This window comes from Pseudoalteromonas translucida KMM 520 (genome assembly GCF_001465295.1).
Lineage (GTDB): Bacteria > Pseudomonadota > Gammaproteobacteria > Enterobacterales > Alteromonadaceae > Pseudoalteromonas > Pseudoalteromonas translucida.
In genome coordinates this window covers 2,010,748-2,037,177 of sequence record NZ_CP011034.1, presented here as the reverse complement: position 1 = coordinate 2,037,177, position 26,430 = coordinate 2,010,748, and the positions used below count along the sequence as shown (strand labels likewise).

Below are 26,430 nucleotides of genomic sequence, written 5' to 3'. Positions count from 1 at the left end.
TATAAAATGACTCTTAGTTGAGCCTTACGTTAACTGAAGACGCTTTCTTGATTATAGGGAGAAGAAGAAAGTACATATAAGTATAGCTAACATGATTAAAACCGCACATTTATTATCTGAATTTAGGTACTTTAAAAACCCAGTCACATTCAAAAATCTATCTATGTTTTAATACTCACATTTTTACATTAAACGCAGTTTAATTGCTTTGTACCCATGTTATTAGCTGAGTATTTTGTACTAGATCCCGTGGGAGTGAGTTTTTAACTTTATTTTTTTGCCATTTACCTAAGCCAATCGGGCAGTCGCATAAAGTTAAAATAACCTCTCCCGTATTTTGGCTTACATCCGCTAAGCGAATATCCTTACCCTGAAAGTAGTCGTTAGCTTGAGTGTCGGTTAAAGGCAACACATTACTTTTACACTGCTTACCAAATACGGTTGCAAACTCGTGGGATAAACGCACGCCGTTATTATGAATGGCGCCAAGTTGAATACCTAAACGGGCGTATTTAATTTTGTTTTGCACAGTCTCAAACTCCTGCGGAAATAACCACAGCTCTTTATCGCGCTGCATTAATATGCCCGGTAAGGTAGTTAAGCCAAATTGTTGCTTAAGTGTTTGCATAAAAGCTGCACTTTTTTTGCTCTCAAATTGCTGAAACGGAAATGCACCTTTTTTGACTTTTAGATTAGGGTTGTCGCAACTTGCTTGCTTTTTGAATTTGGCAATAAAAAAGCCTTCACTGTCGAAAGTTTGCGGCCACACATGTAAATAACCCTCTGTTGTGGTTGCTTCACTTGCACCAGGGAATAGATCACTTAAAGACTCCGGTATTATACAGTCGCCAAATTCACTGAGTAAAAAGTCGCACACGTGTTGGTTTTCAAGTGGAGTAAGCGTACAGGTTGAATAAACTAAGGTTCCACCGGGCTTTAAAGCATAAAATGCACTTTTAATTAAATCTTTTTGTACTTGGGCAATTTCAGTATTAGAGTCGATAGACCAATTTTTTAGTGCATCTGCATCTTTTCGTACCGTGCCTTCGCCAGAGCAGGGGGCATCGAGTAAAATGCTATCAAAGCACTCAAACATATAATTACCAAAAACCACCCCATCAAAATGCGATAATGCACAGTTACCTACTCCCATGCGTTTTAAAGTAGCGCTAAGTACTTTTAAGCGTGATGACGAAAGCTCATTTGCAACCAACACCCCTTGGTTATTCATTAGGGCAGCAAGCTGCGAAGTTTTAGAACCAGGTGCAGATGCCATATCAAGAACGTAATTAGTGTGCTCTATACTTTGTTTTAGTGCTATGGGGGGCAGCATGGAGCTTGCTTCTTGTACATACATAGCACCGCTCAGGTGAAGGTCGGTATTGCCAAGTGCTAGGTTCTGCTCTTCTGCAACAGGGCGCTCTAACCAAAAACCTTCCGCGCACCATGGAATAGGAGTGAGTAGCCAGTTTTTTTGCTTAGCGTATTGCTTAAACTCAGTAACAGATATTTTTAAGGTATTAACACGAATAGATTTTCGTAGTGGCCGCCGGCAAGCATTAATAAAGTCGTCTATATCTAGGTGTGCAGGTAAATAGGTTTTTACATCATCGATAAAGTGCTCGGGGATAAAGGTATTTGCGTCCACGGTTTGGCCAGTCGTTATATTAAAGACAAATAATAACATTTCTTAAAGTGTGTTTCAGTGCTTAACGGGTAAAAAGTTGCTTTTTATTGGTGTCGACACTTGTGGGTTATTTATTATTTTAGAGCAGATTATTATTTACTTTAGGCTGGTGATGTCGACAATAAGTGTGTTTTTTGAATTTTTCATACTGTTTTAGGGTTGACACTTAGTGGTAGGGAGTTCATAGTGGCTTTATAAATTGTCGACAATCTAATAGTAACCTATGACGCAAAGCCTGTTAAATGAAACACCTATTACAACCGCATCAGATCAAGTATTTGTAAATATGCGCCGAGAAATAGTAGAGGGCAGCATAGCACAAGGCAGTAAAATATCTGAGCCAGAGCTGGCAAAGCGTTATGGAGTGAGCCGTGCAACGCTGCGTGAGGCGTTAAATCGTTTAGAAAGCTGTTATTTAGTTGAGCGTAAAGCCAACATAGGTTGCCGAGTTGTATCGTTAACAGCAGAGCGCTTGATAGAAGTTTATCAAGTACGCAGTGCCTTAGAGGGCTTGGCGTGTCGTCTTGCTGCCGACAATATGGCAGCCGATGAAGTCCAAGGTTTAAAGCAATTACTTAATCAGCATTTAAAAACGCAACGAGTAAAAGAAGGCGAGTCGTACTATCAAGAAGCGGGTGATTTAGATTTTCATTACCGCATTATAAAAGGCAGTAAAAATGCCCACTTGATTCATTTGCTATGCCACGACCTTTATCAATTAATAAGAATGTACCGCGTACAAATGGGTATGGTTGGCCCGCGGGTATCAAAAGCATTTGATGAGCATTTAGCTATTATTAATGCGATTGAAAACCACGATGGTGAATTAGCCGAAATGTTGATGAAGCGCCACATAAGTGCTTCTCAAGCCAATATTCAAACTAAATTTGATTTACTGGCAGCGCAAACAAAAGCCAGTTAAATAAATCGTATTAGTATTTAAAATATAAAAACTGCCCCAGAGCAGCCACCGTTCAAAGTTAGGAGAAACGAATGTCAGCAGGATCAAAGTTTAAACAGGCTATTGCCAATAATCACCCATTACAAATAGTGGGTACTATTAATGCGTACACAGCAATGATGGCTGAAAAAATGGGTCATCAGGCAATTTACTTATCGGGTGCTGGTGTTGCCAATGCTTCTTTTGGTATGCCTGATTTAGGTATGACTAGCCTTGATAACGTGCTTGAAGATATTCGCCGTATTACCGGTGCAAGCGACTTACCTTTATTAGTAGATGCAGATACAGGTTGGGGTGGTGCGTTTAATATTGCCCGTACAGTAAAAGAAATGACTAAAGCGGGTGCTGCAGGTTTCCATATTGAAGACCAAGTAGCGCAAAAGCGTTGTGGCCATCGCCCAAATAAAGAAATAGTTAGCCAAGGTGAAATGGTTGACCGTATTAAAGCCGCTGTAGATGCAAAAACTGATAGTGACTTTTACATTATGGCGCGTACCGATGCGTTTCAAAAAGAAGGTTTAAATGCCGCTATTGAGCGCGCAGCAGCGTGTGTTGAAGCCGGTGCAGACGCCATTTTTGCAGAAGCCGTGCACGACCTTGCCGACTACCAAGCATTTACAAAAGCGATTAACGTTCCTGTATTGGCTAACATTACTGAGTTTGGTCAAACGCCTATTTATACTAAAGAGCAGTTAGGCGATGTAGGCGTTGAAATGGTGCTTTACCCATTAAGCGCATTTAGAGCGATGAACAAAGCAGCCTATAATGTATATAGCTCAATTTTAAATGAAGGTTCGCAACAAAGCCAAATTGAAAATATGCAAACCCGTGCTGAGCTTTATGATTTTTTAGATTATCACACCTATGAAAATACCCTAGACAACCTTTTTTCATCAACTAAATAATAATAACAATTTAAGGAGATAAATTATGAGTACTAAAGTATTAGCGGGTGCAGGTTTACGCGGACAAGTAGCAGGTCAAACTGCATTATGTACAGTAGGCCAAACAGGTTCAGGCTTAACTTATTGTGGTTACGATATTAGCGAACTTGCTGAAAAAGCGCAGTTTGAAGAAGTATCGTTTTTATTATCTCGCGGCGAATTACCAACAACCGGTGAGCTTTTAGAATACAAAGCTAAGCTAAAAAGCTTACGTGGCTTACCACAAGCACTTAAAACAGTGCTTGAGAACATTCCAAAAGACGCACACCCAATGGATGTAATGCGCACAGGTTGCTCTATGCTGGGTAACCTTGAAATGGAAAATGATTTTAGTGAAGCCAATGATGCGATTGACCGCATGGTTGCAGTATTCCCAAGTATTATTTGTTACTGGTATCGCTTTACGCATGATGGCGTACGCATTGAAACGCAAACAGATGACGACTCAGTTGGCGCGCACTTTTTAACCTTATTACATGATAAAGCCCCGTCTGAGCTATTTGCTCAAGTTATGAATGTGTCACTAATTTTATACGCAGAGCATGAATTTAATGCCTCAACCTTTACTGGTCGTGTGTGTGCATCAACGCTATCTGATATTCATTCGTGTGTAACCGGTGCCATAGGTACGTTACGTGGGCCATTACATGGTGGTGCTAACGAAGCGGCAATGGATATGATTGAAAACTTCACCAGCGCAGATCAAGCAGAGCAAGAAGTGATGGGTATGCTTGAGCGTAAAGATAAAATTATGGGCTTTGGTCACGCTATCTACCGCGAATCAGATCCACGTAACGTAATTATTAAAAAGTGGTCTGAAAAACTCGCAGCAGAAGTAGGTGATGATGTCCTTTATCCTGTGTCTGTTCGTTGTGAAGAAGTAATGTGGCGCGAGAAAAAATTATTTTGTAATGCTGATTTCTTCCACGCATCGGCGTATCACTTTATGGATATTCCGACTAAATTATTTACGCCAATATTTGTAATGAGCCGCGTAACAGGTTGGACCGCACACGTTAAAGAGCAACGTGAAAATAACCGTATTATTCGTCCAAGTGCTGATTACACTGGGCCAGATGCACGTAGCTACACACCTATCGAATCACGTTAAAATTATTTGGTGGGCACGTAAAGTGCTCACCTTTTTTATTTGCTGCACACTATTTTAAGGCTCATCACTTTTCACTCTCTCCTTAAATAAGCTAGTAGTGCACAACCACCGTCACCAAATTAGCGAATATTTTAATGACTATAATAAATAATACTGAATATCGAAAACCCTTACCCAATTCAAACGTTGATTATTTTGATGCCCAAGCAGCTGTTGATGCAATTAAACCAGGTGCATATGCAACATTGCCTTATACATCACGTGTATTTGCCGAAAACTTAGTGCGTCGTTGCGATCCAGCAATGCTTACCGATGCACTTAATCAACTGATTGAACGCAAACAAGATTTAGATTTTCCTTGGTATCCGGCGCGCGTAGTGTGTCACGATATTTTGGGTCAAACTGCATTGGTTGATTTAGCTGGACTGCGTGACGCGATTGCGGCTAAAGGTGGCGATCCGTCTAAAGTAAACCCAGTTGTACCAACGCAGTTAATTGTTGATCACTCTTTGTCGGTAGAGCATGCAGGGTTTGATCCCGATGCATTTGAAAAAAACCGTGCTATAGAAGATAGACGTAACGATGACCGTTTCCATTTTATAAACTGGACCAAAACAGCGTTTAAAAATATTGATGTGATCCCGCCAGGTAACGGCATTATGCATCAAATTAACCTTGAAAAAATGTCGCCGGTAATTCAAAACCGCGATGGCATTGCCTTCCCAGATACCTTAGTAGGTACAGACAGCCATACTCCACACGTTGATGCACTGGGTGTTATTGCTGTGGGTGTAGGTGGCCTTGAAGCAGAAAGCGTAATGTTAGGGCGCGCTTCGTATATGCGCCTGCCAGACATAGTAGGGGTTGAGCTAACAGGTAAGCGCCAACCGGGCATTACCGCTACCGATATCGTACTGGCTATTACCGAATTTTTACGCGCGCAGCGTGTGGTATCAGCGTATTTAGAATTTTACGGTGAAGGTGCAGATGCACTTACACTGGGCGATCGCGCCACTATTTCAAATATGACGCCTGAATTTGGTGCCACAGCGGCGATGTTCTACATCGACGATATGACCATAGATTATTTGCGTTTAACGGGTCGTGAAGAAGAGCAAATTGCGCTGGTAGAAAACTACGCTAAAACCACAGGCCTGTGGAGCGACAGCTTAAAAACTGCGCAGTACGATCGCGTGCTTAAGTTTGATTTATCAAGTGTGGGGCGCAACATTGCGGGGCCATCAAATCCACATCGCCGTGTATCTACAAGCGATTTAGCTAAAGAAGGTATTTCGGGCGTAGTAGAAAACGAAGCAGGCTTAATGCCAGATGGCGCGTGTATTATTGCCGCTATTACCAGTTGTACAAACACCAGTAACCCACGCAACGTGATTGCCGCGGCATTACTTGCGCGTAACGCTAACGCCAAGGGTTTAACGCGTAAACCTTGGGTAAAAACCTCATTAGCACCGGGTTCTAAAGCCGTGCAATCGTACCTAGAAGACGCTAACTTACTTACCGAACTTGAACAGCTAGGTTTTGGTATTGTTGGTTTTGCTTGTACTACCTGTAATGGCATGAGCGGCGCGCTTGACCCTGCAATTCAAAAAGAAGTGATTGATCGCGATTTATACGCCACCGCGGTACTGTCGGGTAACCGTAACTTTGACGGCCGTATTCATCCTTACGCCAAACAAGCCTTTTTAGCATCGCCGCCTTTGGTTGTTGCTTATGCAATTGCCGGTACGATTCGTTTTGATATTGAAAAAGATATACTGGGTAAAGATCAGCAAGGTAACGACGTTACGCTTAAAGATTTATGGCCGTCGGATGAAGAAATTGACGCAGTAGTTAAGCAAAGCGTTAAGCCAGAGCAATTTAGAAAAGTATACGAGCCCATGTTTAACTTAACCGTAGATTACGGTGAAGATAACGATCCACTATACGAATGGCGTCCAGAAAGCACTTATATTCGCCGACCTCCTTATTGGGAAGGTGCATTAGCTGGCGAGCGCACCATGACAGGTATGCGTGCACTGGCAGTACTTGGCGATAACATTACAACCGATCACTTATCGCCTTCAAATGCGATAATGGCCAGCAGTGCGGCGGGTGAATATTTATTAAAAATGAACGTACCTGAGGAAGATTTTAACTCATACGCAACCCATAGGGGCGATCATTTAACAGCGCAGCGCGCTACGTTTGCTAACCCTAAACTGCTAAATGAAATGGTACTTGATGAAAGCGGCGAAATTAAACAAGGTTCGTACGCACGCATAGAACCTGAGGGCAAAAATACTCGCATGTGGGAAGCTATCGAAGCATACATGCAGCGTAAGCAACCACTTATTATTGTGGCTGGCGCAGATTATGGCCAAGGCTCGTCGCGCGATTGGGCAGCAAAAGGTGTAAGACTTGCGGGTGTTGAAGTAATTGCAGCTGAAGGGTTTGAACGTATTCACCGTACTAACCTAGTGGGTATGGGCGTTTTACCGCTAGAGTTTAAAGCGGGAACAACTCGTAAAACACTCAAATTAGATGGCAGTGAAAGTTACGATGTAACAGGTGAACCAACACCAGGTTGCACACTTAACTTGTCAATCACTCGTAAAAATGGCGAAGTACTAAACGTACCAATGAAATGTCGTATCGACACCCAAGAAGAGCTGTCTATTTATGCTGCGGGTGGTGTATTACAACGCTTTGCACAAGACTTTTTAGAAGCCACAAAAACAGCATAGGGGCAGGGTTAATTATGTTTAAACCACAAATTAAAGTACCTGCCACATACATGCGTGGCGGTACTAGCAAAGGGGTGTTTTTTAACCTTAGTAACTTGCCAAAGCCTGCCCAAGTGGCAGGTGAGGCACGTAATAACTTATTACTGCGCGTTATTGGCAGCCCAGATCCGTACGGCAAACAAACCGATGGTATGGGCGGTGCTACATCTAGCACCAGTAAAACAGTTATTTTAAGTAAAAGTGAGCAAGCCGATCACGATGTTGACTATTTATTTGGCCAAGTGGCAATAGATAAAGCGTTTGTTGATTTTAGCGGCAACTGCGGTAATTTAACCGCAGCTGTCGGTGCTTTTGCTATTAGTAATGACTTGGTTGATAAAAGCCGTGTACCAGATAATGGTGTTGCTGTTGTACGTGTATGGCAAGCCAATATTAAAAAAAGCATTTTAGTGCATGTACCTATGACTAATGGCGAAGTACAAGAAACCGGTGACTTTGAGCTAGACGGCGTTACATTTGCAGCAGCTGAAGTAAAACTGGAATTTATTGACCCAGCTGATGGCGACGGCGCGTTATTTCCAACTGGCAATGTGGTAGATGATCTAGAAGTGCCAGGAGTAGGTACTTTAAAAGCGACGATGATCAACGCAGGCATTCCCACTATTTTTGTTAATGCAAGCGACATTGGTTATACCGGCACTGAATTGCAAGATGATATAAACGCAGATGCAGCAGCGCTTGAAAAGCTTGAAACCATTCGTGCCTATGGCGCGGTTAAAATGGGACTCATACAAAGTATTGATGAGGCAGCAGCACGCCAACATACACCTAAAGTGGCATTTGTTGGTGCAGCACAAGATTATAAAGCGTCAAGCGGTAAGCAAATTAACGCCAGTGAAATTAACTTGTTAGTGCGCGCTATGTCTATGGGTAAATTACACCATGCAATGATGGGCACCGCAGCAGTAGCTATTGGTACCGCTGCGGCAATTGACGGTACGTTAGTTAATTTAGCTGCTGGTGGCGGAGCATTGAGTGAAGTTAACTTTGGTCATCCATCTGGCACCTTAAAAGTAGGTGCACACGCTACAAATACGGATGGTAATTGGCAAGTAACTAAAGCCAGTATGAGCCGCAGTGCACGGGTGCTTATGGAAGGCGTGGTAAGAGTACCGCAGTAAAGCATTGTTTAATTGCGACTAAGTTATTTATAATTTATGCATAAGTTGATGCGGTAATACCTTAGGGTATTACTCATCAACTTTTTTTGTTTATGTGCTATTTTTTATACGCGTTGACTCTCGTTTGACCAAGCGGGGCAAATATTTATGCTCATTGCCACTATCAACTATTTCATTTTTAAAGTGAGTTAACGCCAACTGAGCTGCGTGCTGCGCCATTTTTTCAATGGGGTAGTTTAAAGTGGTTAGTTTTGGCCTTGAATAACGCGCAATCAGTACATCATCAAAACCAATCACCGACACATCACCGGGTACTTTAAAGCCATTATCTTCAAGTGTTGAAATAGCACCAATAGCCATAGCGTCGTTATAAACAAAAATAGCACTGAAGTGCTGCCCAGAGGCTAATAAATTTTGCGCAGCGCTTTGTCCGCCTTGTAAGGTAGGCTCTGCGTATTTAATTAGCGCAGGGTTAATGGGGCTGCCTGCCATATTTAGCTCTGCCGAAAAGCCATCAAGGCGTAGCGCAGGATCTTCAATTTGATATTTGCTGCTTATACAGGCAATGTTTTTATGTTTGAGTGCCATTAGATGGCGCGCTGCTATTTTTGCGCCTTCTTCGTTATCTAACCAAATACATTTATGTTTTATTTGCTCAATCAGTCTATTGATAAGCACTAAGCCGGGGAGTTTTTCACATAAAGTAATTAGTTCGCAGTCAGGAGTTTTTTTACTATGCATAACAATAGTTTGGCAGCGGCGCTCAAGTAATAAATTGATAGCAGCGCGTTCAGACTCGACATTTTGTCCTGCGGTACTTAACAGCAATTGCATATTATTTTCGCGGGCTACTTTATCTACCCCGCTGGCTAATGATGCAAAAAATGGGTCGGTAAGTTCGGGGATCACCACGCCTATGGTCATACTTTTTCGGGTTACTAAAGCACGTGCATTAGCATTGGGTGTGTAGCCAAGCTCTTGCATTACTTTATTTACTTTTTCTATGGTTGCCTTACTTACTTTAGGGCCATTATTAATTACACGTGATACCGAGGCGATAGACACGCCTGCAATTCTGGCTACATCTTTTATTGTTGTCATTGACGGGTAATCGTTTTCTACATCCTGTTAATAATAAAATTTACACTATTTAACGTGGGCTGTATATGTTGATTTTTTAGGTTGCAAATGGCAGGGTAAGCGTTTACCCTTTTCGGTTTTATCATAAACCACATTTGAGATATTTATGGATACAATTTTTGACCCAACTGAGCATCCACATCGTCGCTACAATCCATTGATTGATGAGTGGGTGTTAGTTTCACCGCATCGTGCCAAACGACCTTGGCAGGGGCAAGTTGAAACTCTTGATGAAGACGTTAGAGAAAGTCATGATGAAAGCTGTTTTTTATGTGCTGGTAATACCCGCATAAACGGTGAAGTTAATGACAACTATAAAAAAACGTATGTGTTTACTAATGACTTCGCAGCTCTGAAAATTGATACTCCAGAATTTAAAACAGATGATCCGCTATTTAAAATGGCCACAGAGCAAGGCGAAAGTCGTGTTATTTGTTTCTCTCCAGATCACAGTAAAACCTTACCGCAACTTAGTATTAGCGCCATTACCGACATTGTTAAAACGTGGCAAAGCCAGTGCGTAGAATTAGGCGAAAAGTATAACTGGGTGCAGGTATTTGAAAACAAAGGGGCGATGATGGGGTGCTCAAATCCGCATCCGCATGGCCAAATTTGGTCGCAGCAGCAATTACCTACTTTGGTAAATAAAAAACAACTTGCGCTGAGCGACTATGCTAAAAAATATAACAGTAATTTATTACTAGATTACGCCCAGCGTGAAGCGCAATCGGGCGAGCGTGTTGTGGTTAAAAATGAAGATTGGCTGGTGGTTGTGCCGTACTGGGCAGGCTGGCCATTTGAAACCTTATTATTACCGCGTTTTGCGTTAACACGTATGGTCGACTTAACCCCTGAACAAGCGGTAACTCTAGCCGATGCATTAAAACAAATTACCACTAAATACGACAATTTATTTAATTGCTCGTTCCCATATTCTATGGGCTGGCACGGCGCGCCTTATGATGGGCAAGAGCATAGTGAATGGCAGCTCCATGCAAGCTTTTTTCCACCATTGTTACGCTCAGCTACTGTGCGTAAATTTATGGTGGGCTACGAAATGATGGCAGAATCACAACGTGATTTAACCCCAGAGCAAGCAGCACAAAGATTACGTGATGTACCAAACGTACATTATAAGGAGGCTAAGTAATGCCAAGAACTACAATGCTTATTAGCCAATTTGAACAACATTTTAATTGCCCACCAGAGCAGCTATTTCATGCACCTGGGCGCGTTAATCTCATTGGTGAACACACAGATTATAATGATGGTTTTGTGCTACCCGCTGCGATTAATTTTGGCACCGACATTGCTGTAAAAGCACGAGCTGATCGCAACATTAACGTGTTAGCAATTGATTGTAACAACGAAACCAATAGTTTTAGCCTAGATAAAATAGAATTTAGCCAACAACAAATGTGGGTTAACTATATTCGCGGCACACTACAAGCATTAATGCAAAGCTACCCAAATATTAGCGGCGCCGACTTAGTAGTGTCGGGCAATGTGCCACAAGGTACAGGTTTGAGCTCGTCAGCTAGTTTTGAAATTGCTATTTTAAAAACGTTTGCAACATTAAACAATATTCCGCTCGATGGTGTTAAAGCGGCACTTATGGGACAAAGTGCTGAAAATAACTTTGTCGGCTGTAATTGCGGCATTATGGATCAGTTAATTTCGTCGATGGGTAAGCAAGGGCATGCCATGTTGCTCGATTGCAGAAGTTTAACCTTTGAATATGCTGTTATTCCAAAGGGAATGTCGTTAGTTATTGTTAACTCTAATGTTAAAAGAGGGCTGGTCGACAGTGAATACAATACCCGACGCGAGCAATGCGAAGCTGCAGCAAAGCACTTTAATAAACCGGCTTTACGCGATGTTACTCTTGAGGAACTAGAAGCAGAGCAAGCTAATTTACCGCCATTAATATATAAGCGTGCTAAACATATAGTTACTGAAAATACCCGTACCGAACTAGCTCTCAAAGCGCTAAACGTCAATGATATGGTAACCATGAGCCAACTTATGGCACAATCACACCTATCAATGAAAAATGATTTTGATATTACTACCTCTCAAATAGACTTTTTAGTGGATATTATTGCTCAAGTTTTAGGCGATCAAGGAGGGGTGCGTATGACCGGTGGTGGTTTTGGTGGTTGTGTCGTTGCTTTAACGCCAGATCATTTGGTTGAGCAAGTGCGAAACACGATTCACACACATTATAATACAAAAACAGGGCTTGAAGCAGACGTTTACGTATGCCTAGCCTCTCACGGTGCTTTTAGCAATTAATAAAACACAATAAAAATCAATAAGACAACAAGGTTAAAGTTATGAAATTACAACCGCTCGACATTGCCATATTTGTTACTTATGTGGTGGGGTTATTAGTACTCGCACTGTGGATCTCGCGAGAGGAGAAAGGCGCCAGTAAAAATACTGAAGACTACTTTCTTGCTAGTAAAGCACTGCCTTGGTGGGCAATTGGTGCATCATTAATTGCCTCAAATATATCGGCAGAACAAATTATTGGTATGTCTGGTTCGGGCTATGCGATTGGTTTAGCTATCGCATCTTATGAGTGGATGGCGGCAATTACCTTAATTATTGTCGGTAAATATATGCTGCCGATATTTCTTAAAAATGAAATATTTACTATGCCGCAATATTTAGAGCAACGCTTTGATAGCAAAGTTAAAACAGTATTAGCGCTGTTTTGGCTAGCGGTATATATATTTGTAAATTTAACCGCTGTTTTATGGCTTGGTGGCTTAGCAATAGAAACCGTTGCCGGTGTTGACTGGATGTACGGAATGATCTTTTTAGCACTATTTTCAGTGGCTTATTCACTTTATGGTGGTTTGAAAGCTGTTGCTTATACCGATATTTTACAAGTAGTACTGCTGGTATTTGGTGGCTTATTTTTAAGTTACTTAGCACTTGATGCAGTAGCAGATGGCGACGGAATAATAGCAGGCTTTGGCGTTTTAACTGAGCAGCTTCCTAACCACTTTGATATGATTTTAAGCCCAGATAGCCCGCATTATATGAGTTTACCTGGTTTATCAGTATTAGTTGGTGGCCTGTGGATAATGAACATTAGCTACTGGGGATTTAATCAATATATTATTCAGCGCGCACTTGCTGCTAAAAACCTTAAAGAAGCACAAAAAGGTATTGCCTTTGCTGCCTATTTAAAATTACTAATGCCAGTAATTGTAGTGTTGCCAGGTATTGCTGCGGTTGTTTTATACCCGCAACTTACCACGCCAGATCAAGCGTATCCATCTATGATGGCGTTAATGCCAACAGGTATTAAGGGTTTGATTTTTGCTGCATTAGTGGCGGCAATTGTTTCATCACTTGCCTCTATGACTAACAGTATTTCAACTATTTTCACCATGGATATTTACAGCAAGCTTAAACCAGGTAAATCACAAAAACATTATGTGTTTATAGGCCGATCAGCTGCATTAATATCTTTAGCTATAGCCTTGGTTGTGGCGGAGCCATTATTAGGTAAGTTCGATCAAGCGTTTCAATATATTCAAGAGTTCACCGGTTTCTTTACTCCAGGTATTGTAGTGATTTTTGTAATGGGTATGTTTTGGTCAAAAGCCAGTTCAGCGGGGGCGTTAGCTGCGGCAATTGGCTCGGCTGTCTTCTCAATCCTGTTAAAAGTTTACTGGGTAGCGCTGCCATTTATGGACAGAGTAGGCTTAGTATTTTTACTGTGTTTGGCATTGTGTGTAATTGTATCATTAGCTAAGCCAGATAAAGGCCAAGACAGTAGCGTTAGCCTAGACGATGTTAACTTTAAAACCTCAAGCAACTTTAACATAGCGGCATTGGGTGTAGTGATCATCTTAATCGCTTTGTATACCACTTGGTGGTAATGCAAGGCGCGTATTCAGTGAGTATGACAGCCATAACTATCTGCTCACGTGTTTAACGCAAAATATATTGAATCAAAGCAGCTTAGGTTGCTTTGATTTTTTTGTGCTCTAATAGACATAACAAGAAAACAGTAAATGAATCAATTACACAGTTATATATTAAGCAATGAGCAAGGCATGCGGGTCGAAATATTAAACTATGGCGCGCGGGTTAAATCTATTTTATTTCCGGTAAACGATACACCCACAGAAATGACAGTTGGGTATGCCGATACCAATCGTTATTTAACCGATACTTATTATTTAGGTGCTACCTGTGGCCGCGTTGCTAATCGTATTAGTGGTGCGAGTTTTGAGCTTGAAGGTGAGCGATATTTACTGAGTAAAAATGATGGTGAAAATTGCTTACATGGCGGGGCGGATAACTTTTCTCTGCGTTTTTGGCAAATGCAATCGAGTACTGCCAACGAAGTGATTTTGAGCTTAAGCTCAAAAGATGGCGACCAAGGCTTTCCTGGCAAGGTGGAAATGCAAATACGTTATCATTTATCACATGACAATAAATTGACCATGAGCTTTAGCGCAACCACAAATAAAGCAACCCCTATTAACGCTACTAATCATTGCTACTTTAATTTAGGTGAGCAAAATTGCTTGCCACTCACGTTACAAATAAATGCGGCCAGCTATTTAGAGCGTGATAATAACAGCTTGCCAACCGGTAGAGTGTTAAGTGTTAAAAATAGTGACTTTTGTTTTCAGCAACCGGTTATTATTGGCCAGCGCTTGCAGTCTGCTCAGCACCCACAACTAACAGCGCCAACAGGGTTTGATCATTGTTTTGTTATAAATCAGCCACAAGCAAGCAAAGCAGCAGCGGTATTAAGCTCATTACGCAATAAAGTTAAAATGACGTTGTACACCGACCAAGCATCTATACAGCTTTATACCGGTGCATTTTTAGCCGCACCATTAAGCCCTGATCAGGGAGTGTGTTTAGAAGCGCAAAATTATAGCGATGCAGTAACCTTTCCAGATTTTGAAAACTCAATACTAAAGCCGGGCGAAGTTTATAATAAATATATTAGCTATCACTTTGAAAATATTTAAATAAAGCTGTGCTAATACTTAGCACAGCTTTATTGGTTATTAAGTATAAGGGGGTATGAGCTATTTTTTAACGGGAATATCTTCGAGTAATTTTAAAATAGCCTGGTTGCTGTTTAATTTAGCTAAATCGATTAGGTAACCTTTTTCAAGATCTTGCATAGGTTGCTTTGTTAATAGCGCTTTTACTGACTCTTCTTCTGCATTTACTATGGCGGTTTTTAACGCTGCAAAGTTTGCGATACTGTGTTCATTTTGTTCAGTCATATTAAATCCTCTCATTGGCGTGCGTTGTAACTTTTAAAGTTATGGCCTTAACTACTTGGCCATATAGTTAAATTTACACGCTTTAATAAGCCAGTCAGCGGTGCACTTACTTAATAACAAATAAGTCCATAAAACTATTTACAGGTGTGGCCTCAAGCGCGGTTTGATTTTTACAAAGCGTGAAAATAGTTTGGCATTGTTTATTCTCAAAGCGGGACGCTAAATTAGCTTTAAATTTTTGCTCCAAGAGTGGGATCCCTTCCTCACGACGGCGACGATGACCCACAGGATATTCTATAACTGTGTCCTCGGTGCTACTGCCATCTTTAAAGAAAATCTGAATAGCATTGGCGATAGAGCGTTTATCATCCTCTAAATATTCTTTGGTAAAGCGTGAATCTTCTACAATGTGCATTTTGTTGCGCAGTTCATCAATAATCGGGTGTGCGTTATGAAATTCGTCTTCGTAATGATCAGCGGTTAAATTGCCAAATATTAACGGCACTGCAATCATGTATTGTAAACAATGATCGCGATCGGCTGCGTTATCAAGGGAACCCGTTTTTGAAATAATACGAATGGCCGACTCGTGAGTACGCACAACAATTTTATCAATATCGGCTAACCGATCTTTTACCTGAGGATGTAAAATAACCGACGCTTCTGCGGCTGTTTGGGCATGAAACTCAGCAGGAAAAGATATTTTAAATAAAATATTTTCCATAACATAACTGCCGTAGTCTTGGGTGAATAAAAACTGCCGTTCGGCCTCAGGTTTAAGTGTTTGGTCTATGTTGGTTTTAGAAAAAGAGACATCATAAAATCCCCATTGCGGGGCTGTTAATACGCTTGGAATACCCATTTCACCACGCATAGATATATCAGCTAAATGAACGGCTCGGGAAGTTGCATCGCCAGCAGCCCAAGATTTACGAGATCCTGCATTAGGTGCATGCCTATAGGTGCGCAGCGCTGAGCCATCTACCCAAGCTTGTGATATAGCGGCCATAACTTGTTGTTTATTGCCGCCCATCATTTTAGTGGCAACCGCAGTCGATGCAACCCGTACTAATAATACGTGGCATAAACCCACCCGATTAAACGAATTTTTTAGCGCTATTACGCCTTGAATTTCATGCGCCATGATCATGGCTTCTAGCACTTTGCGCATTTTTAAAGGTTGTTCACCCTTGCTCAGTCTAACTTGAGATAGATGATCAGCAACGGCTAAAATAGCACCTAAATTATCAGACGGATGACCCCATTCGGCGGCCAACCAAGTATCGTTATAATCGAGCCAGCGAATAATACAGCCAATGTCCCATGCCGCTTTTACAGGGTCGAGTACCAAAGATGTGCCCGGCACGCGTGCACCATTAGGCACAATAGTACCTGCTACTATAGGGCCGAGGAGTTTGGTGCATTCAGGAAAACGCAGCGCTAATAGCCCACATCCTAAAGTGTCTATTAAACAGTTACGGGCAGTATTGAGTGCCTCCTTGCTGCTTACTTTATAATTTAATACATAATCAGTTATATCTTGTATTACATGGTCGTAATCAGGGCGATTATTAATATCTACATTATTACTCATTTTTTATCCTTATTCGTTTAATGTTAACGATTAGAATGTGCACTGAGTATTTAATACATATTTATTAAACACTTTTACCTTTAACTAGTTTACGCTTTAACCATAGCACGAGGCGTTGCCAGCTAATAGGGAAGCAGGTAAACATAATGTCGTATATTTAAAATACACTTATGCCAAGGTGAGATTATTATGTACACAGAAATATTGAGCGGTTTTTGTATTAAATTTTGTGCAAGCTGTATTTAATTACCTAAATTCTGATAATAACTGAGGCGTAAAAATTAAAAAGGGCAGCGTGGAGATCCGAGTGGATTTTACGCTGCCCTTATTTATGCAAACTTAACGTTTAAAGTCATGTTTGTATTTAGTTGGTGATTAATCACCATTGCTTATAAACCCAAGTTTACAATTATAACTTAGGGGGCGTACCTTCAGCGTTAGACACTACCGCATCAATTTGTACTAGCGCATTCATAGGGATAGCTGATACGCCTACCACAGTTCTTGCTGGCAAATCACCTTTAAAGAAGCTGGCGTACACTTTATCAATAGCGGTAATATCGCTAATGTTTTTAACTTGAATGTTAACTTTTACAAGGTCGTCCATAACATGATCAATACTCTCTACAATGGCTTTAATATTGTTTAAGCACTGCGTTGCTTGTGTTGTTACGTCATCAGCTACAAGATTAGCCGTTTTTGCATCAATGGGTAATTGCGCTGAAATATGGTTGTAGTGCGAAAACGCCACTGTTTGTGTAGATAGAGCATTAATTGGCGCATTTTTGATATTACTTGCTCTAATAATAATGCCGTGTCTGTCCTCAACTGCTTGTGGTGGTGTGCCATCACCATGGGATATAACTGCATCAATTTGTACTAAAGCATCCATAGGCAGTGCTGCAACAACCATGGTTGATCTTGCTGGTACGTAAGCTACAGCTCTGGCAATAGCTGAGTCTGGAATAAAGGTTGTATAAACTTCGTTTATTGCGTCAATATCTGCCGGATTTTTAACAAATATATTTACCTTAACTATGTCGTCAAAGGGTACGTCAATACTCTCTAAAATAGCTTTAATATTGCTTAAACACTGTTTAGTCTGATTTTTTATACCACCGGTTACTATTTCTCCCGATTTAGGATCGACAGGTAACTGAGCAGAAATATTATTGTAATGAGAAAAAGCAACCGTATGCGTAGACACTGGGCATATAGGTGCATTTTTACTATTTTTTGCTACTTTAATTAAATCGCAAGGCGCTTGTGGTGTAGTACCTTCGCCATTAGAGATAAGCGCATCCATTTGTACTAATGCACCCTCTAGCGGTAAAGCTGCCACGGCAACTGTTGTGCGTGTTGGTAAGTAGTCTTGAAAGAAACTAGCGTATACGTCGTTTACAGCATCAATATCTGTGATGTTTTTTAAAAACACATTAATTTTAATCACATCGTCCATAACATGATCAATACTTTCAATAACCGCTTTAATATTTGTTAAACACTGTTTTGCCTGTGTTTTTATATCATCAGCTACAATGTTACCGCTTTTAGGATCAATCGGTAATTGTGCTGAAATATTATTGTAATGCGAAAAAGCAACTGTTTGTGTAGCTACAGTGCAGCTTGGTGCATTATTAGTGTTTCTTGAAAGTTTTATGATTGTGCCGCTCATCTTGATATTTCTCCTAGCTGAGATAGTTATAATGAGGTTTAAATTGACCACATTAAAAGTGGGTTTATTCTCGCAGGCCATCTAGCTGCTGCCCGATAGCCATTGATTTGAAGGTAAGGGTAGCCATAGCATCAACTATGTTAGCGACAGTAAAGCTACCCTAATGGGGATAATAAATTCAGTTACTATTAGCCAACTGCCAATACGCCACCAATTACTGCAACTACACCACCAAGTGCACGGGTAGCGCGGTTATCAGCTTTTAGCATCAGTGTGCCCAAACCACGGCCAATAAAGGTGATAGCTAAAGTAGCAATAACAAAGCCCGCCATGTAGCTTAATATGCTTGCGCCTTCAGCCATTTCTGCACCGTGGGCATAACCATGTGTAAGCATAAATAAAGCAACTAAGCTTGCGCCTAATACGGTTGGTAATTTAGCCATAGTGGCAATTAATATACCGGCTAGTAATACGCTCATTGCAATACCGGTTTCAACGCCTGCAAAGCTTAAGCCACTCCAAGCAAGGGCCGCGCCTAAAACCATGCCGCCAACTACAAATAATGGCGTGCCGCGTTTCATTGCTGTGCTTTGGCGAATACTCCAAAAGCCAATTGCTGCCATTGCTAATAAGTGGTCAATACCCATAAGTGGGTGTAACAAGCCACTAAGAAAACCGTTATGGGTTTCAGCGCCATGACCAGGGTGGGCTAAAGCTGCAGTAGCTGTTAGCATTAGGCCTAATCCCATCAGTAATTTGGTCATTATTTTCATACTATTCTCCGTTTATATTTTTTACTATTGAATTTTGTTTTGATTAAAAATTGTGTTGTTTAATTAATACTATTTGGCTTGCCAGGTCGGCGTTCAGGTAACATGCCTTGCTTTAAAATAAAGCTGATAATCTCTTCTAAGCCAACACCATCGTAAAGGTTAGCAAAAACGAAAGGGCGTTCACCGCGCATTTTTTTCGAGTCACGTTCCATTACATCTAACGAAGCATGCACATATTCTGCGATATCAATTTTATTAATTATTAATAAGTCAGACTTAGTGATACCTGGGCCACCTTTACGTGGAATTTTGTCGCCAGCAGACACGTCAATCACATAAAGTGTTAAATCAGAAAGCTCTGGGCTGAAAGTGGCTGATAAGTTATCGCCGCCAGATTCAACCAGTACTATTTCTAAATTAGGGTGGCGTGCTTGTAAGTCGTCAATCGCTGCTAAGTTCATAGAAGCATCTTCACGAATTGCCGTATGTGGGCAACCACCTGTTTCTACTCCTAAAATACGATCTGCTGGAAGTGCGTCGTGTTTAAGTAAAAAGTCAGCATCTTCGCGGGTATAAATATCGTTTGTAACCACGGCGATATCATAGTGATCTTTCAATACTTTACATAATTGACGTAATAAAGCTGTTTTGCCAGAGCCAACTGGGCCGCCAACGCCGATTCGTAAACAATGTGTCATTGCTGTTTTCCTTGTGTATATAGAAGCGTATTAGCTTCGAAATAATCTTGAATATTGTGTTTCGTGCTGTGCACTACCAAGCGCTAAGCCAGGCATAATTGGCCCAAGTTGGTCATCGGCTAATGCTAATGCAGTGTCGATTGCGATAACCATTTTAGGCCGTAATTGCTCAATTAAACGCTGCGCTGCCGTGTGCCCAAGCGGCATTGCTTTACAGGCAACCGCCAGTTGGTTTTCTAACCAGCCCCAAACAAACCCGAGTAAGCTTTGGCGTACTGGAATTTGTCGTTGTTGAGCTAACCAGGCAAAAACGGTGACATAACCTAGGTCTTGCGGTAATGCTGCATGACCTTGCTCGATTTTCGGTTGTAACTGTAAACTGTTGAGCAAACGCATTAGGGCTAAGCCTAAGCGGGTATCTTCATCGCTTAGCTCGGCAGTTTCACGATTTGCATGTAGCCAGTCGTTCCAGTAGCTTAAGCCTTCGCTGTCGCTTTTAGCCCAGCAGTTTTGTAGCCGAGCAAGTACCGGCAATTCGCAGCGCGTTAAACCGTCGTCAAGCACACCTTCTAACCATTCGCCAAGTTGTTGCTCATTAGTAACCCAGCCAAGTTCAAAAGCGCTTTCTAACCCCTGAGACCAAGCAAAAGCACCAATTGGCAGCGCAGGGCTGATCAATTGCATCAAGCCCAATAATGCCAGATCACTGCTTTGTGTTGGCTCAGTATTAGTGTGCATGAGTATGACCATCGGCATGTGAATGTTCATGGGAGTGAGCATGCGATTGCTCACGGCCAGCGTGTGCATATGCACCAGATTCTGGATCAAACGGTGCTTGGTGGTGCGTTAATTGCGCGCCTAAAAGTACCGCTAACTCTTCTAATACATGATCTGGCGGAAAACGTATCCAATGGCGACCATCTGTATCAACGCCAATTGCAAGTGACACATGGCGGTTACCTAAGTGGTAACATAATCGTGCCAAAGGCAAACCGTTTTCTATGTATGCTGTGGTAACCGGCTCATCGGCAGCGCTAATACTAAATACTTCGCCGCTGCTGGCACGCAGTAAATCGCCATTACGCAGCACTGGGCCGCGGTCAAGAAATAAACCAACATCATGACCATTGTCGCTCACTGCTTTTAGGCGACCACGAATACGTAACTCGTATGGTAAGGTGAGGGTGTCAAACACAGCATCTTGCGTGTTGCTATCTATTCTTTTTGTTAATTCAAACATTTAATTGTCCTAAAAATGGATTAAAACAAATGGTAGCGCTGGGCTAACGGTAATTCAGTTGCAGGTTCGCAGGTAAGTAATACACCGTCTGCGTGAACCTCATACGTTTGCGGATCTACCGTTAATACCGGACAAGCATCGTTGAGCTTCATATCGCATTTACGCACTTGTCGTACATTTTTACAGGCCACAAGCTGGCTCTTCAAACCGAGTTTTTCTTCAAGCCCAGTATTCATAGCAGCTTGGCTTACAAAGGTCATACGTGTTGCACTTACTGCTTTACCTAATGCACCAAACATACGGCGGTAATGTACCGGTTGTGGTGTAGAAATAGCTGCGTTTGGATCGCCCATTGCCGCACCTGCAATCATGCCGCCTTTTAATATAATTGATGGTTTAACCCCAAAAAATGGCGGTTTCCACAGTACTAAATCTGCAAATTTACCCACTTCAATAGAGCCCACTTCGTGGCTTATACCGTGAGTAATGGCAGGGTTAATAGTGTATTTGGCAATGTAACGTTTTGCGCGAAAGTTATCGGCGCCAAGTGCTTCATCTTCTGGTAATAAACCACGTTGCACGCGCATTTTATGTGCAGTTTGCCACGTACGACACACTACTTCGCCAATGCGCCCCATGGCTTGCGAGTCAGAAGACATCATCGAAATAACGCCCATATCATGAAGAATATCTTCGGCAGCAATTGTTTCACGGCGAATACGTGAATCGGCAAAGGCTACATCTTCAGGAATGTTAGGATCGAGGTGATGACAGCCCATCAACATATCAAGATGCTCATCCACAGTATTGATAGTGTACGGACGAGTCGGGTTAGTTGACGACGGCAACACATTAGGCATAGCACAAGCAACAATAATATCAGGGGCATGACCACCACCGGCACCTTCGGTATGATAGGTGTGGATACAACGATCTTTAAATGCTTCTAGCGTATCTTGCACAAAACCAGATTCATTAAGGCTATCTGCATGTATGGCAACTTGAATGTCGTAGCGATCAGCAACATCTAATGCGTTACTAATAGAAGCGGGTGCAGCGCCCCAGTCTTCATGAATTTTTAAACTCATAGCGCCGGCTTTAATTTGTTGCTCAAGTGCTTCGGGAGTACTTGCGCTACCTTTACCTAGAAAACCAATATTAATCGGTAAATCGTCCACGGCTTGCATCATTTTGCCTAAATGCCATGGCCCCGGTGTATGTGTTGTAGCTACTGAGCCTGTTGCAGGGCCTGTGCCGCCGCCAATCATAGTTGTTAGGCCACTCATAAGTGCTTCATCAACTTGTTGTGGGCAAATATAGTGCACGTGGGTATCGACGCCACCGGCTGTTAGTATTTGACCTTCACCAGCAATAATCTCAGTACCTGGGCCAATAATAATGTCTATGTCGGGCTGTGTATCAGGGTTGCCAGATTTGCCAATAGCAGCAATGCGGCCATTTTTTAAACCTACGTCGGCCTTAATAATGCCCCACCAATCGATAATCACTGCGTTAGTGATAACCGTGTCCATAACGGCGTCATCACAGCGTTGACTTTGCCCCATTCCATCTCGAATAACTTTACCGCCACCAAATTTTACTTCTTCACCATAATGGGTATGGTCATGTTCTATTTCGACCCATAATTCGGTATCACCTAAACGAATTCGATCACCCGTGGTTGGGCCATACATATCAGCATAGGCTTGACGAGATATTTTCATTACACACTCTCCTGTTTAGGTTTATTGTCTAAAGGTCCCATTACTTCACCACGAAAACCGTAAAGACGACGTAAACCTGAATAGGGGATCAAAGACACTTCACGGGTTTGTCCTGGTTCAAAGCGAATTGCTAAACCAGCAGCAATAGCTAAGCGATAACCATAGGCTTGCTCGCGATCAAAGCTCAGTGCTGGGTTACTTTCGGCAAAGTGGTAATGAGAGCCAACCTGTACAGGTCGATCCCCTTTATTAGCAACATTAATGGTGATGCTTTTACGCCCAACACACAGTTCAATGTCGCCACTTTTTAGTTGATATTCACCTGGAATCATAACGAACTTCCTTAAACTATAGGATTATGCACAGTGACCAGTTTGGTACCGTCAGGAAACGTTGCTTCGACTTGTACGTCTTGAATCATCTCTGCAATGCCTTCCATTACATCGTCACGGGTCAAAATTTCACGACCCAATGCCATCATTTCAGCCACTGTGCGTCCTTCGCGTGCACCTTCCATAATCGCGCAAGTGATCAGGGCAATTGCTTCTGGGTAATTTAGTTTTAGCCCTTTTGCTTTGCGTCGTTCTGCAAGTAAACCTGCAGTGAATAACATTAATTTATCTTTATCTCTGGGTGTTAATTCCATCGCTAACTCCATAGTCCTCGATGTTGTTATATTAATTACCTATGACTAATTGGCACAGGTGGTGTGTTCGCCTAAGCAAAAATCTAAGACGATTTGTTAAAAATATAGGTACAAATTTATTCAGCCAAGGTGTTTAATTAATCACCTAATGAGCATAGGCGATAGAATTATTGTTGTCATTTTTAGCCATGACAAACAGTTAAAATTAGGTTAACCAAATCCGTGGTATGGTGGCTTGATGTCCGCTTAATAGCGGGCGAAGTATCTCGCGTACTTGTTCAAATAATTTCCATACTTGGTTACGTTCGTGCCCTAAATAACGCACTAATAAAACGCCACGGCGGTAGGTAGCAGCCCAATTATTACTGGGCGGTAGTTGTTCACGCAGTGCGGCAATAGCTGCTGTTGGATCGCTTAAGCCAACGGTCCAAAATGTGCCATGTACGGTAGCACCACCTTGGCCCCATTTACCGTTAAATCTAGGGTGACTAGGGTCTAAATTTTGACGCTCTAACCACAATGGCTTACCGTCTTGGGTTAACTCAAAGCGCTGCTCAATACAGCCAGTAGCAAAGGGCAGATCACTGGCAGGGCGACCAAGGCCTAGTATTTCCCAGCCTAGGCACTTAGCCGTTTTAGCCAGTTCAATGTTAAATACTTGCACCCCACGAGAGCCATCAAAGGCGAGTGTTTCTTGCGGTAACCACTCTAAAATGGCGTTGTCATCCACTTTTAAATTAGTCGTTTGGCTCCATGCAACCCCGTTGCTGTCGGCTTTATAAAGCTTATTGGCGGCAGGTGTGGTAATTAAACTATGTGCGCCTTTAGTGAGCGTAATATCTATATTGAGCGCATCACCACTCACAACTCCACCGGGTGGATGCAGTAAATACACGTGACAGCAGCCATCTTTGCCTTCAGGGTAAAAAGGTCTTTGCACACGTAATGGACCATAATGACGAGCAATATTCATGCGCGTAACACGTGTATCGCCGCTGTTTTGAGCACAGAAGCCGAGCGTTAAAGAAGCTGCCCAGTGGCGATTGGCATCAAAGCTATGCCCAGATTTAGCGTCTGCCCGATGTGTTACGGGCATGGAGGAAAGTGTCATCATTCCAACATATACCTTTTATATAGGCCCAGCAGTGCACCTTTCGCTAAATTTATGGCTTTTCTGACGCGCAGGAGTAAGAGCCTTAAGATAGCAAAATCTTTAAGATCGTCCACATGTGTGGATTCGGTCAAATTGACGGAGTTAGCTTGTTAGCCTTCGCCGGATGTCAGTATGCGGGCAATTAATTGCCTGAAATTGCAAAACTGATGAAGATAAACTTCGAATACATATCAGGGTGTGTATCTACTTCCCGCAAATAGAGTCTGTTAAAGCTCAAATCATAGGGCGTGTAGAGTTGTGAGGAAATAACTATGTTCTAGCTAGATGTTAGCTGAGGAAAATAAATTGTCCAGAAAAAAATTTAAAAAATTGTATTTTTTCAATGTGTTTAACTATTTGTTGTTATTTATTAATTAGATACGAGATTTTGCTGTTGGTACAAAATATGTACCAAATGTTAAGTGTGATTAAAATAACGCTTATTCAAACGTTAATACAATGTTGTACTAGCGGTTTCTAAGCATTGGATTAGTATAAATATAAAGCCTTTGAGGGGAAAAAATACAAGCTCAGAAATAGCAATTAATACAAATATACTTTTGCGCTAGCGTACTATTTTGAGTGTTAAAATTATATTTTCGCTTAAAATACAGGCAGCTTAATAAGTTAAATTCCCTGTATGCTATGAATTTGCTTTGCGATAAAACTGGCTAAATTATTTGCTGTTTTGTGCAGCAGCATTATTTACAGGTATAAACATTTTCAGAGGTATACACGTTTTAACCTAAAAATAAGACCCTAATTTAAAAGTAAGAATAAAAAACAATTATGTAAATTACCTGCATCTTTTGTATTATTGCAATGACGTGCTAACATTCTCATTGGGAGAATGTTGCGGGCTAAAGTGGCGTTATTCATTAATTAAATTAGAACAACGGATGTTGGCTATCATTAAATTACAATATAAATTATAGATAATTGACTGTATATGAATTACAAATAACATACGTTTATTTTTATAAAGCAACTTAAGAGGATGTTTATTATGGCTAAAGTGCTTAAAGCTAAAGAGCATGATATTGGTGGATTAAATGTAAAACGCGTTTTACCTCATCAAGAAAAACGCATGGTAGGTCCATTTGTTTTCTTTGACCAAATGGGGCCAAATAATTTCCCTGCGGGCCAAGGTATAAATGTTAGACCGCATCCACATATTGGTTTATCAACACTAACTTACCTATTTGATGGCAGTATTTTACATCGTGATTCGCTGGGTAATAATTTAGAAATTCGCCCTGGTGATGTTAACTGGATGACCTCAGGTAAAGGTATTACCCATTCAGAGCGTGAAAGCTTTGAAGTACGTGCAAATCCACATTCAATTAGTGGTTTACAGTGCTGGGTTGCATTGCCAGAAGCTATGGCAGAAATTGAACCGTCATTTAATCATGTGAAAAAAAACCAATTACCGCACATTACCCACGAAGGAGTAATGATGCGATTAGTAGTGGGTGAAGCTTATGGTTTAAGTTCGCCGGTTAAAACCTATTCACCCATGTTTTATATTGATGTTGTTGCCAGCAAAGGAAGTGTTATAAAGCGCCCACACCCAGAACAAGAAACTGCAATATTTACTATTTGTGGCGAAGTAACTGTTAACGGTGAAACGTTTGGTACTAATGAGTTTATTTTATTAGAGCCAGGCGATAGCGAAATTACGCTGGCAACAGACGGTCGCTTTATTATGTTAGGCGGCGATAAATTTGAAAAAGTACCATTTTTGTATTGGAACTTTGTGTCATTTAGCAAAGAGCGTATTGAGCAAGCGAAAGACGATTGGGAAAATGGGCGTTTTCCAACTATTCCAGGTGATGATAAAGAGTTTATCCCGCTTAAATAATGCCAAGAGCTATTGCGCATTAATA

At 41.5% G+C, this 26,430-nt stretch carries 23 protein-coding genes; 10 read left to right on the top strand and 13 right to left on the bottom strand.

Translation table 11 applies throughout. The annotated features are described in order from the left end of the window. Window positions 1-199: 199 nt before the first annotated feature. Complete coding sequence (gene rsmF, locus PTRA_RS09465) at window positions 200-1,648, bottom strand: 16S rRNA (cytosine(1407)-C(5))-methyltransferase RsmF (protein ID WP_058374579.1); 1,449 nt, start codon at window positions 1,646-1,648, stop codon at window positions 200-202. A gap of 262 nt (window positions 1,649-1,910) precedes the next feature. Between rsmF and PTRA_RS09460 the strand changes: the two genes are divergently transcribed. The 5 genes from PTRA_RS09460 (at window position 1,911) to prpF (ending at window position 8,628) form a co-directional block, all read left to right on the top strand. After that, entirely contained in the window at window positions 1,911-2,609 is a 699-nt protein-coding gene (locus tag PTRA_RS09460; RefSeq protein ID WP_058373593.1) for a GntR family transcriptional regulator, read from the top strand. A 71-nt stretch (window positions 2,610-2,680) separates the two neighbouring features. After that, entirely contained in the window at window positions 2,681-3,553 is an 873-nt protein-coding gene (prpB, locus tag PTRA_RS09455) for a methylisocitrate lyase (RefSeq protein WP_011328451.1), read from the top strand. Window positions 3,554-3,578: 25 nt separating this feature from the next. Next, window positions 3,579-4,703, top strand: a complete 1,125-nt coding sequence (gene prpC / locus PTRA_RS09450) for a bifunctional 2-methylcitrate synthase/citrate synthase (protein ID WP_058373592.1) — start codon at window positions 3,579-3,581, stop codon at window positions 4,701-4,703. A 134-nt stretch (window positions 4,704-4,837) separates the two neighbouring features. Further along, on the top strand, window positions 4,838-7,447 hold the full coding sequence (gene acnD, locus PTRA_RS09445; protein WP_058373591.1) for a Fe/S-dependent 2-methylisocitrate dehydratase AcnD: 2,610 nt from the start codon (window positions 4,838-4,840) through the stop codon (window positions 7,445-7,447). 14 nt (window positions 7,448-7,461) lie between these two features. Then, entirely contained in the window at window positions 7,462-8,628 is a 1,167-nt protein-coding gene (gene prpF / locus PTRA_RS09440) for a 2-methylaconitate cis-trans isomerase PrpF (RefSeq protein ID WP_058373590.1), read from the top strand. A 90-nt stretch (window positions 8,629-8,718) separates the two neighbouring features. On the opposite strand, the gene PTRA_RS09435 is transcribed toward prpF, so the two are convergent. Continuing rightward, window positions 8,719-9,729: a LacI family DNA-binding transcriptional regulator gene (locus PTRA_RS09435; RefSeq protein ID WP_058373589.1), complete on the bottom strand. Its 1,011-nt coding sequence runs from the start codon at window positions 9,727-9,729 to the stop codon at window positions 8,719-8,721. 145 nt (window positions 9,730-9,874) lie between these two features. Here PTRA_RS09435 and PTRA_RS09430 point away from each other — a divergent pair, with 145 nt between their 5' ends. From PTRA_RS09430 to PTRA_RS09415, 4 genes are all read left to right on the top strand, one after another. Further along, on the top strand, window positions 9,875-10,918 hold the full coding sequence (locus PTRA_RS09430) for a UDP-glucose--hexose-1-phosphate uridylyltransferase (RefSeq protein WP_058373588.1): 1,044 nt from the start codon (window positions 9,875-9,877) through the stop codon (window positions 10,916-10,918). Then, window positions 10,918-12,063, top strand: coding sequence for a galactokinase (gene galK, locus PTRA_RS09425; protein ID WP_058373587.1), 1,146 nt, complete (start codon window positions 10,918-10,920; stop codon window positions 12,061-12,063). The genes PTRA_RS09430 and galK overlap by 1 nt, the downstream gene beginning before the upstream one ends. A gap of 41 nt (window positions 12,064-12,104) precedes the next feature. Continuing rightward, window positions 12,105-13,667 (top strand): sodium/sugar symporter, encoded by a 1,563-nt coding sequence (locus tag PTRA_RS09420; protein ID WP_058373586.1) that lies wholly within the window; start codon window positions 12,105-12,107, stop codon window positions 13,665-13,667. A gap of 135 nt (window positions 13,668-13,802) precedes the next feature. Next, entirely contained in the window at window positions 13,803-14,777 is a 975-nt protein-coding gene (locus tag PTRA_RS09415; RefSeq protein ID WP_069188190.1) for an aldose epimerase family protein, read from the top strand. Window positions 14,778-14,837: 60 nt separating this feature from the next. On the opposite strand, the gene PTRA_RS09410 is transcribed toward PTRA_RS09415, so the two are convergent. The 11 genes from PTRA_RS09410 to PTRA_RS09360 all read right to left on the bottom strand — a co-directional run bounded on the left by PTRA_RS09410 (window position 14,838) and on the right by PTRA_RS09360 (window position 24,505). Then, complete coding sequence (locus PTRA_RS09410) at window positions 14,838-15,041, bottom strand: hypothetical protein (RefSeq protein ID WP_058373585.1); 204 nt, start codon at window positions 15,039-15,041, stop codon at window positions 14,838-14,840. A gap of 106 nt (window positions 15,042-15,147) precedes the next feature. Continuing rightward, entirely contained in the window at window positions 15,148-16,635 is a 1,488-nt protein-coding gene (locus PTRA_RS09405; protein WP_058373584.1) for a bifunctional 2-methylcitrate dehydratase/aconitate hydratase, read from the bottom strand. A 409-nt stretch (window positions 16,636-17,044) separates the two neighbouring features. Further along, on the bottom strand, window positions 17,045-18,310 hold the full coding sequence (locus tag PTRA_RS09400; protein WP_058373583.1) for a RidA family protein: 1,266 nt from the start codon (window positions 18,308-18,310) through the stop codon (window positions 17,045-17,047). 188 nt (window positions 18,311-18,498) lie between these two features. Continuing rightward, window positions 18,499-19,083 (bottom strand): HupE/UreJ family protein, encoded by a 585-nt coding sequence (locus tag PTRA_RS09395; RefSeq protein ID WP_058373582.1) that lies wholly within the window; start codon window positions 19,081-19,083, stop codon window positions 18,499-18,501. Window positions 19,084-19,142: 59 nt separating this feature from the next. Beyond that, complete coding sequence (gene ureG, locus PTRA_RS09390) at window positions 19,143-19,781, bottom strand: urease accessory protein UreG (RefSeq protein ID WP_058373581.1); 639 nt, start codon at window positions 19,779-19,781, stop codon at window positions 19,143-19,145. A 30-nt stretch (window positions 19,782-19,811) separates the two neighbouring features. After that, a complete protein-coding gene (locus tag PTRA_RS09385) occupies window positions 19,812-20,519 on the bottom strand; it encodes an urease accessory protein UreF (RefSeq protein WP_058373580.1) in 708 nt (235 codons plus the stop codon). Then, complete coding sequence (gene ureE / locus PTRA_RS09380) at window positions 20,509-21,021, bottom strand: urease accessory protein UreE (protein WP_058373579.1); 513 nt, start codon at window positions 21,019-21,021, stop codon at window positions 20,509-20,511. Before ureE ends, PTRA_RS09385 begins: the two co-directional genes overlap by 11 nt. A 20-nt stretch (window positions 21,022-21,041) precedes the next feature. Then, window positions 21,042-22,745, bottom strand: a complete 1,704-nt coding sequence (ureC, locus tag PTRA_RS09375) for an urease subunit alpha (protein ID WP_011328435.1) — start codon at window positions 22,743-22,745, stop codon at window positions 21,042-21,044. Further along, window positions 22,745-23,077, bottom strand: coding sequence for an urease subunit beta (locus PTRA_RS09370; RefSeq protein WP_011328434.1), 333 nt, complete (start codon window positions 23,075-23,077; stop codon window positions 22,745-22,747). The genes ureC and PTRA_RS09370 overlap by 1 nt, the downstream gene beginning before the upstream one ends. Before the next feature lie 11 nt (window positions 23,078-23,088). Then, on the bottom strand, window positions 23,089-23,391 hold the full coding sequence (ureA, locus tag PTRA_RS09365; RefSeq protein ID WP_058374577.1) for an urease subunit gamma: 303 nt from the start codon (window positions 23,389-23,391) through the stop codon (window positions 23,089-23,091). Window positions 23,392-23,596: 205 nt separating this feature from the next. After that, complete coding sequence (locus PTRA_RS09360) at window positions 23,597-24,505, bottom strand: urease accessory protein UreD (protein WP_083497519.1); 909 nt, start codon at window positions 24,503-24,505, stop codon at window positions 23,597-23,599. A 1,045-nt stretch (window positions 24,506-25,550) separates the two neighbouring features. On the opposite strand from PTRA_RS09360, the gene PTRA_RS09355 reads away from it, so the two are divergent. After that, on the top strand, window positions 25,551-26,405 hold the full coding sequence (locus tag PTRA_RS09355) for a pirin family protein (RefSeq protein ID WP_058373577.1): 855 nt from the start codon (window positions 25,551-25,553) through the stop codon (window positions 26,403-26,405). Window positions 26,406-26,430: the final 25 nt, after the last annotated feature.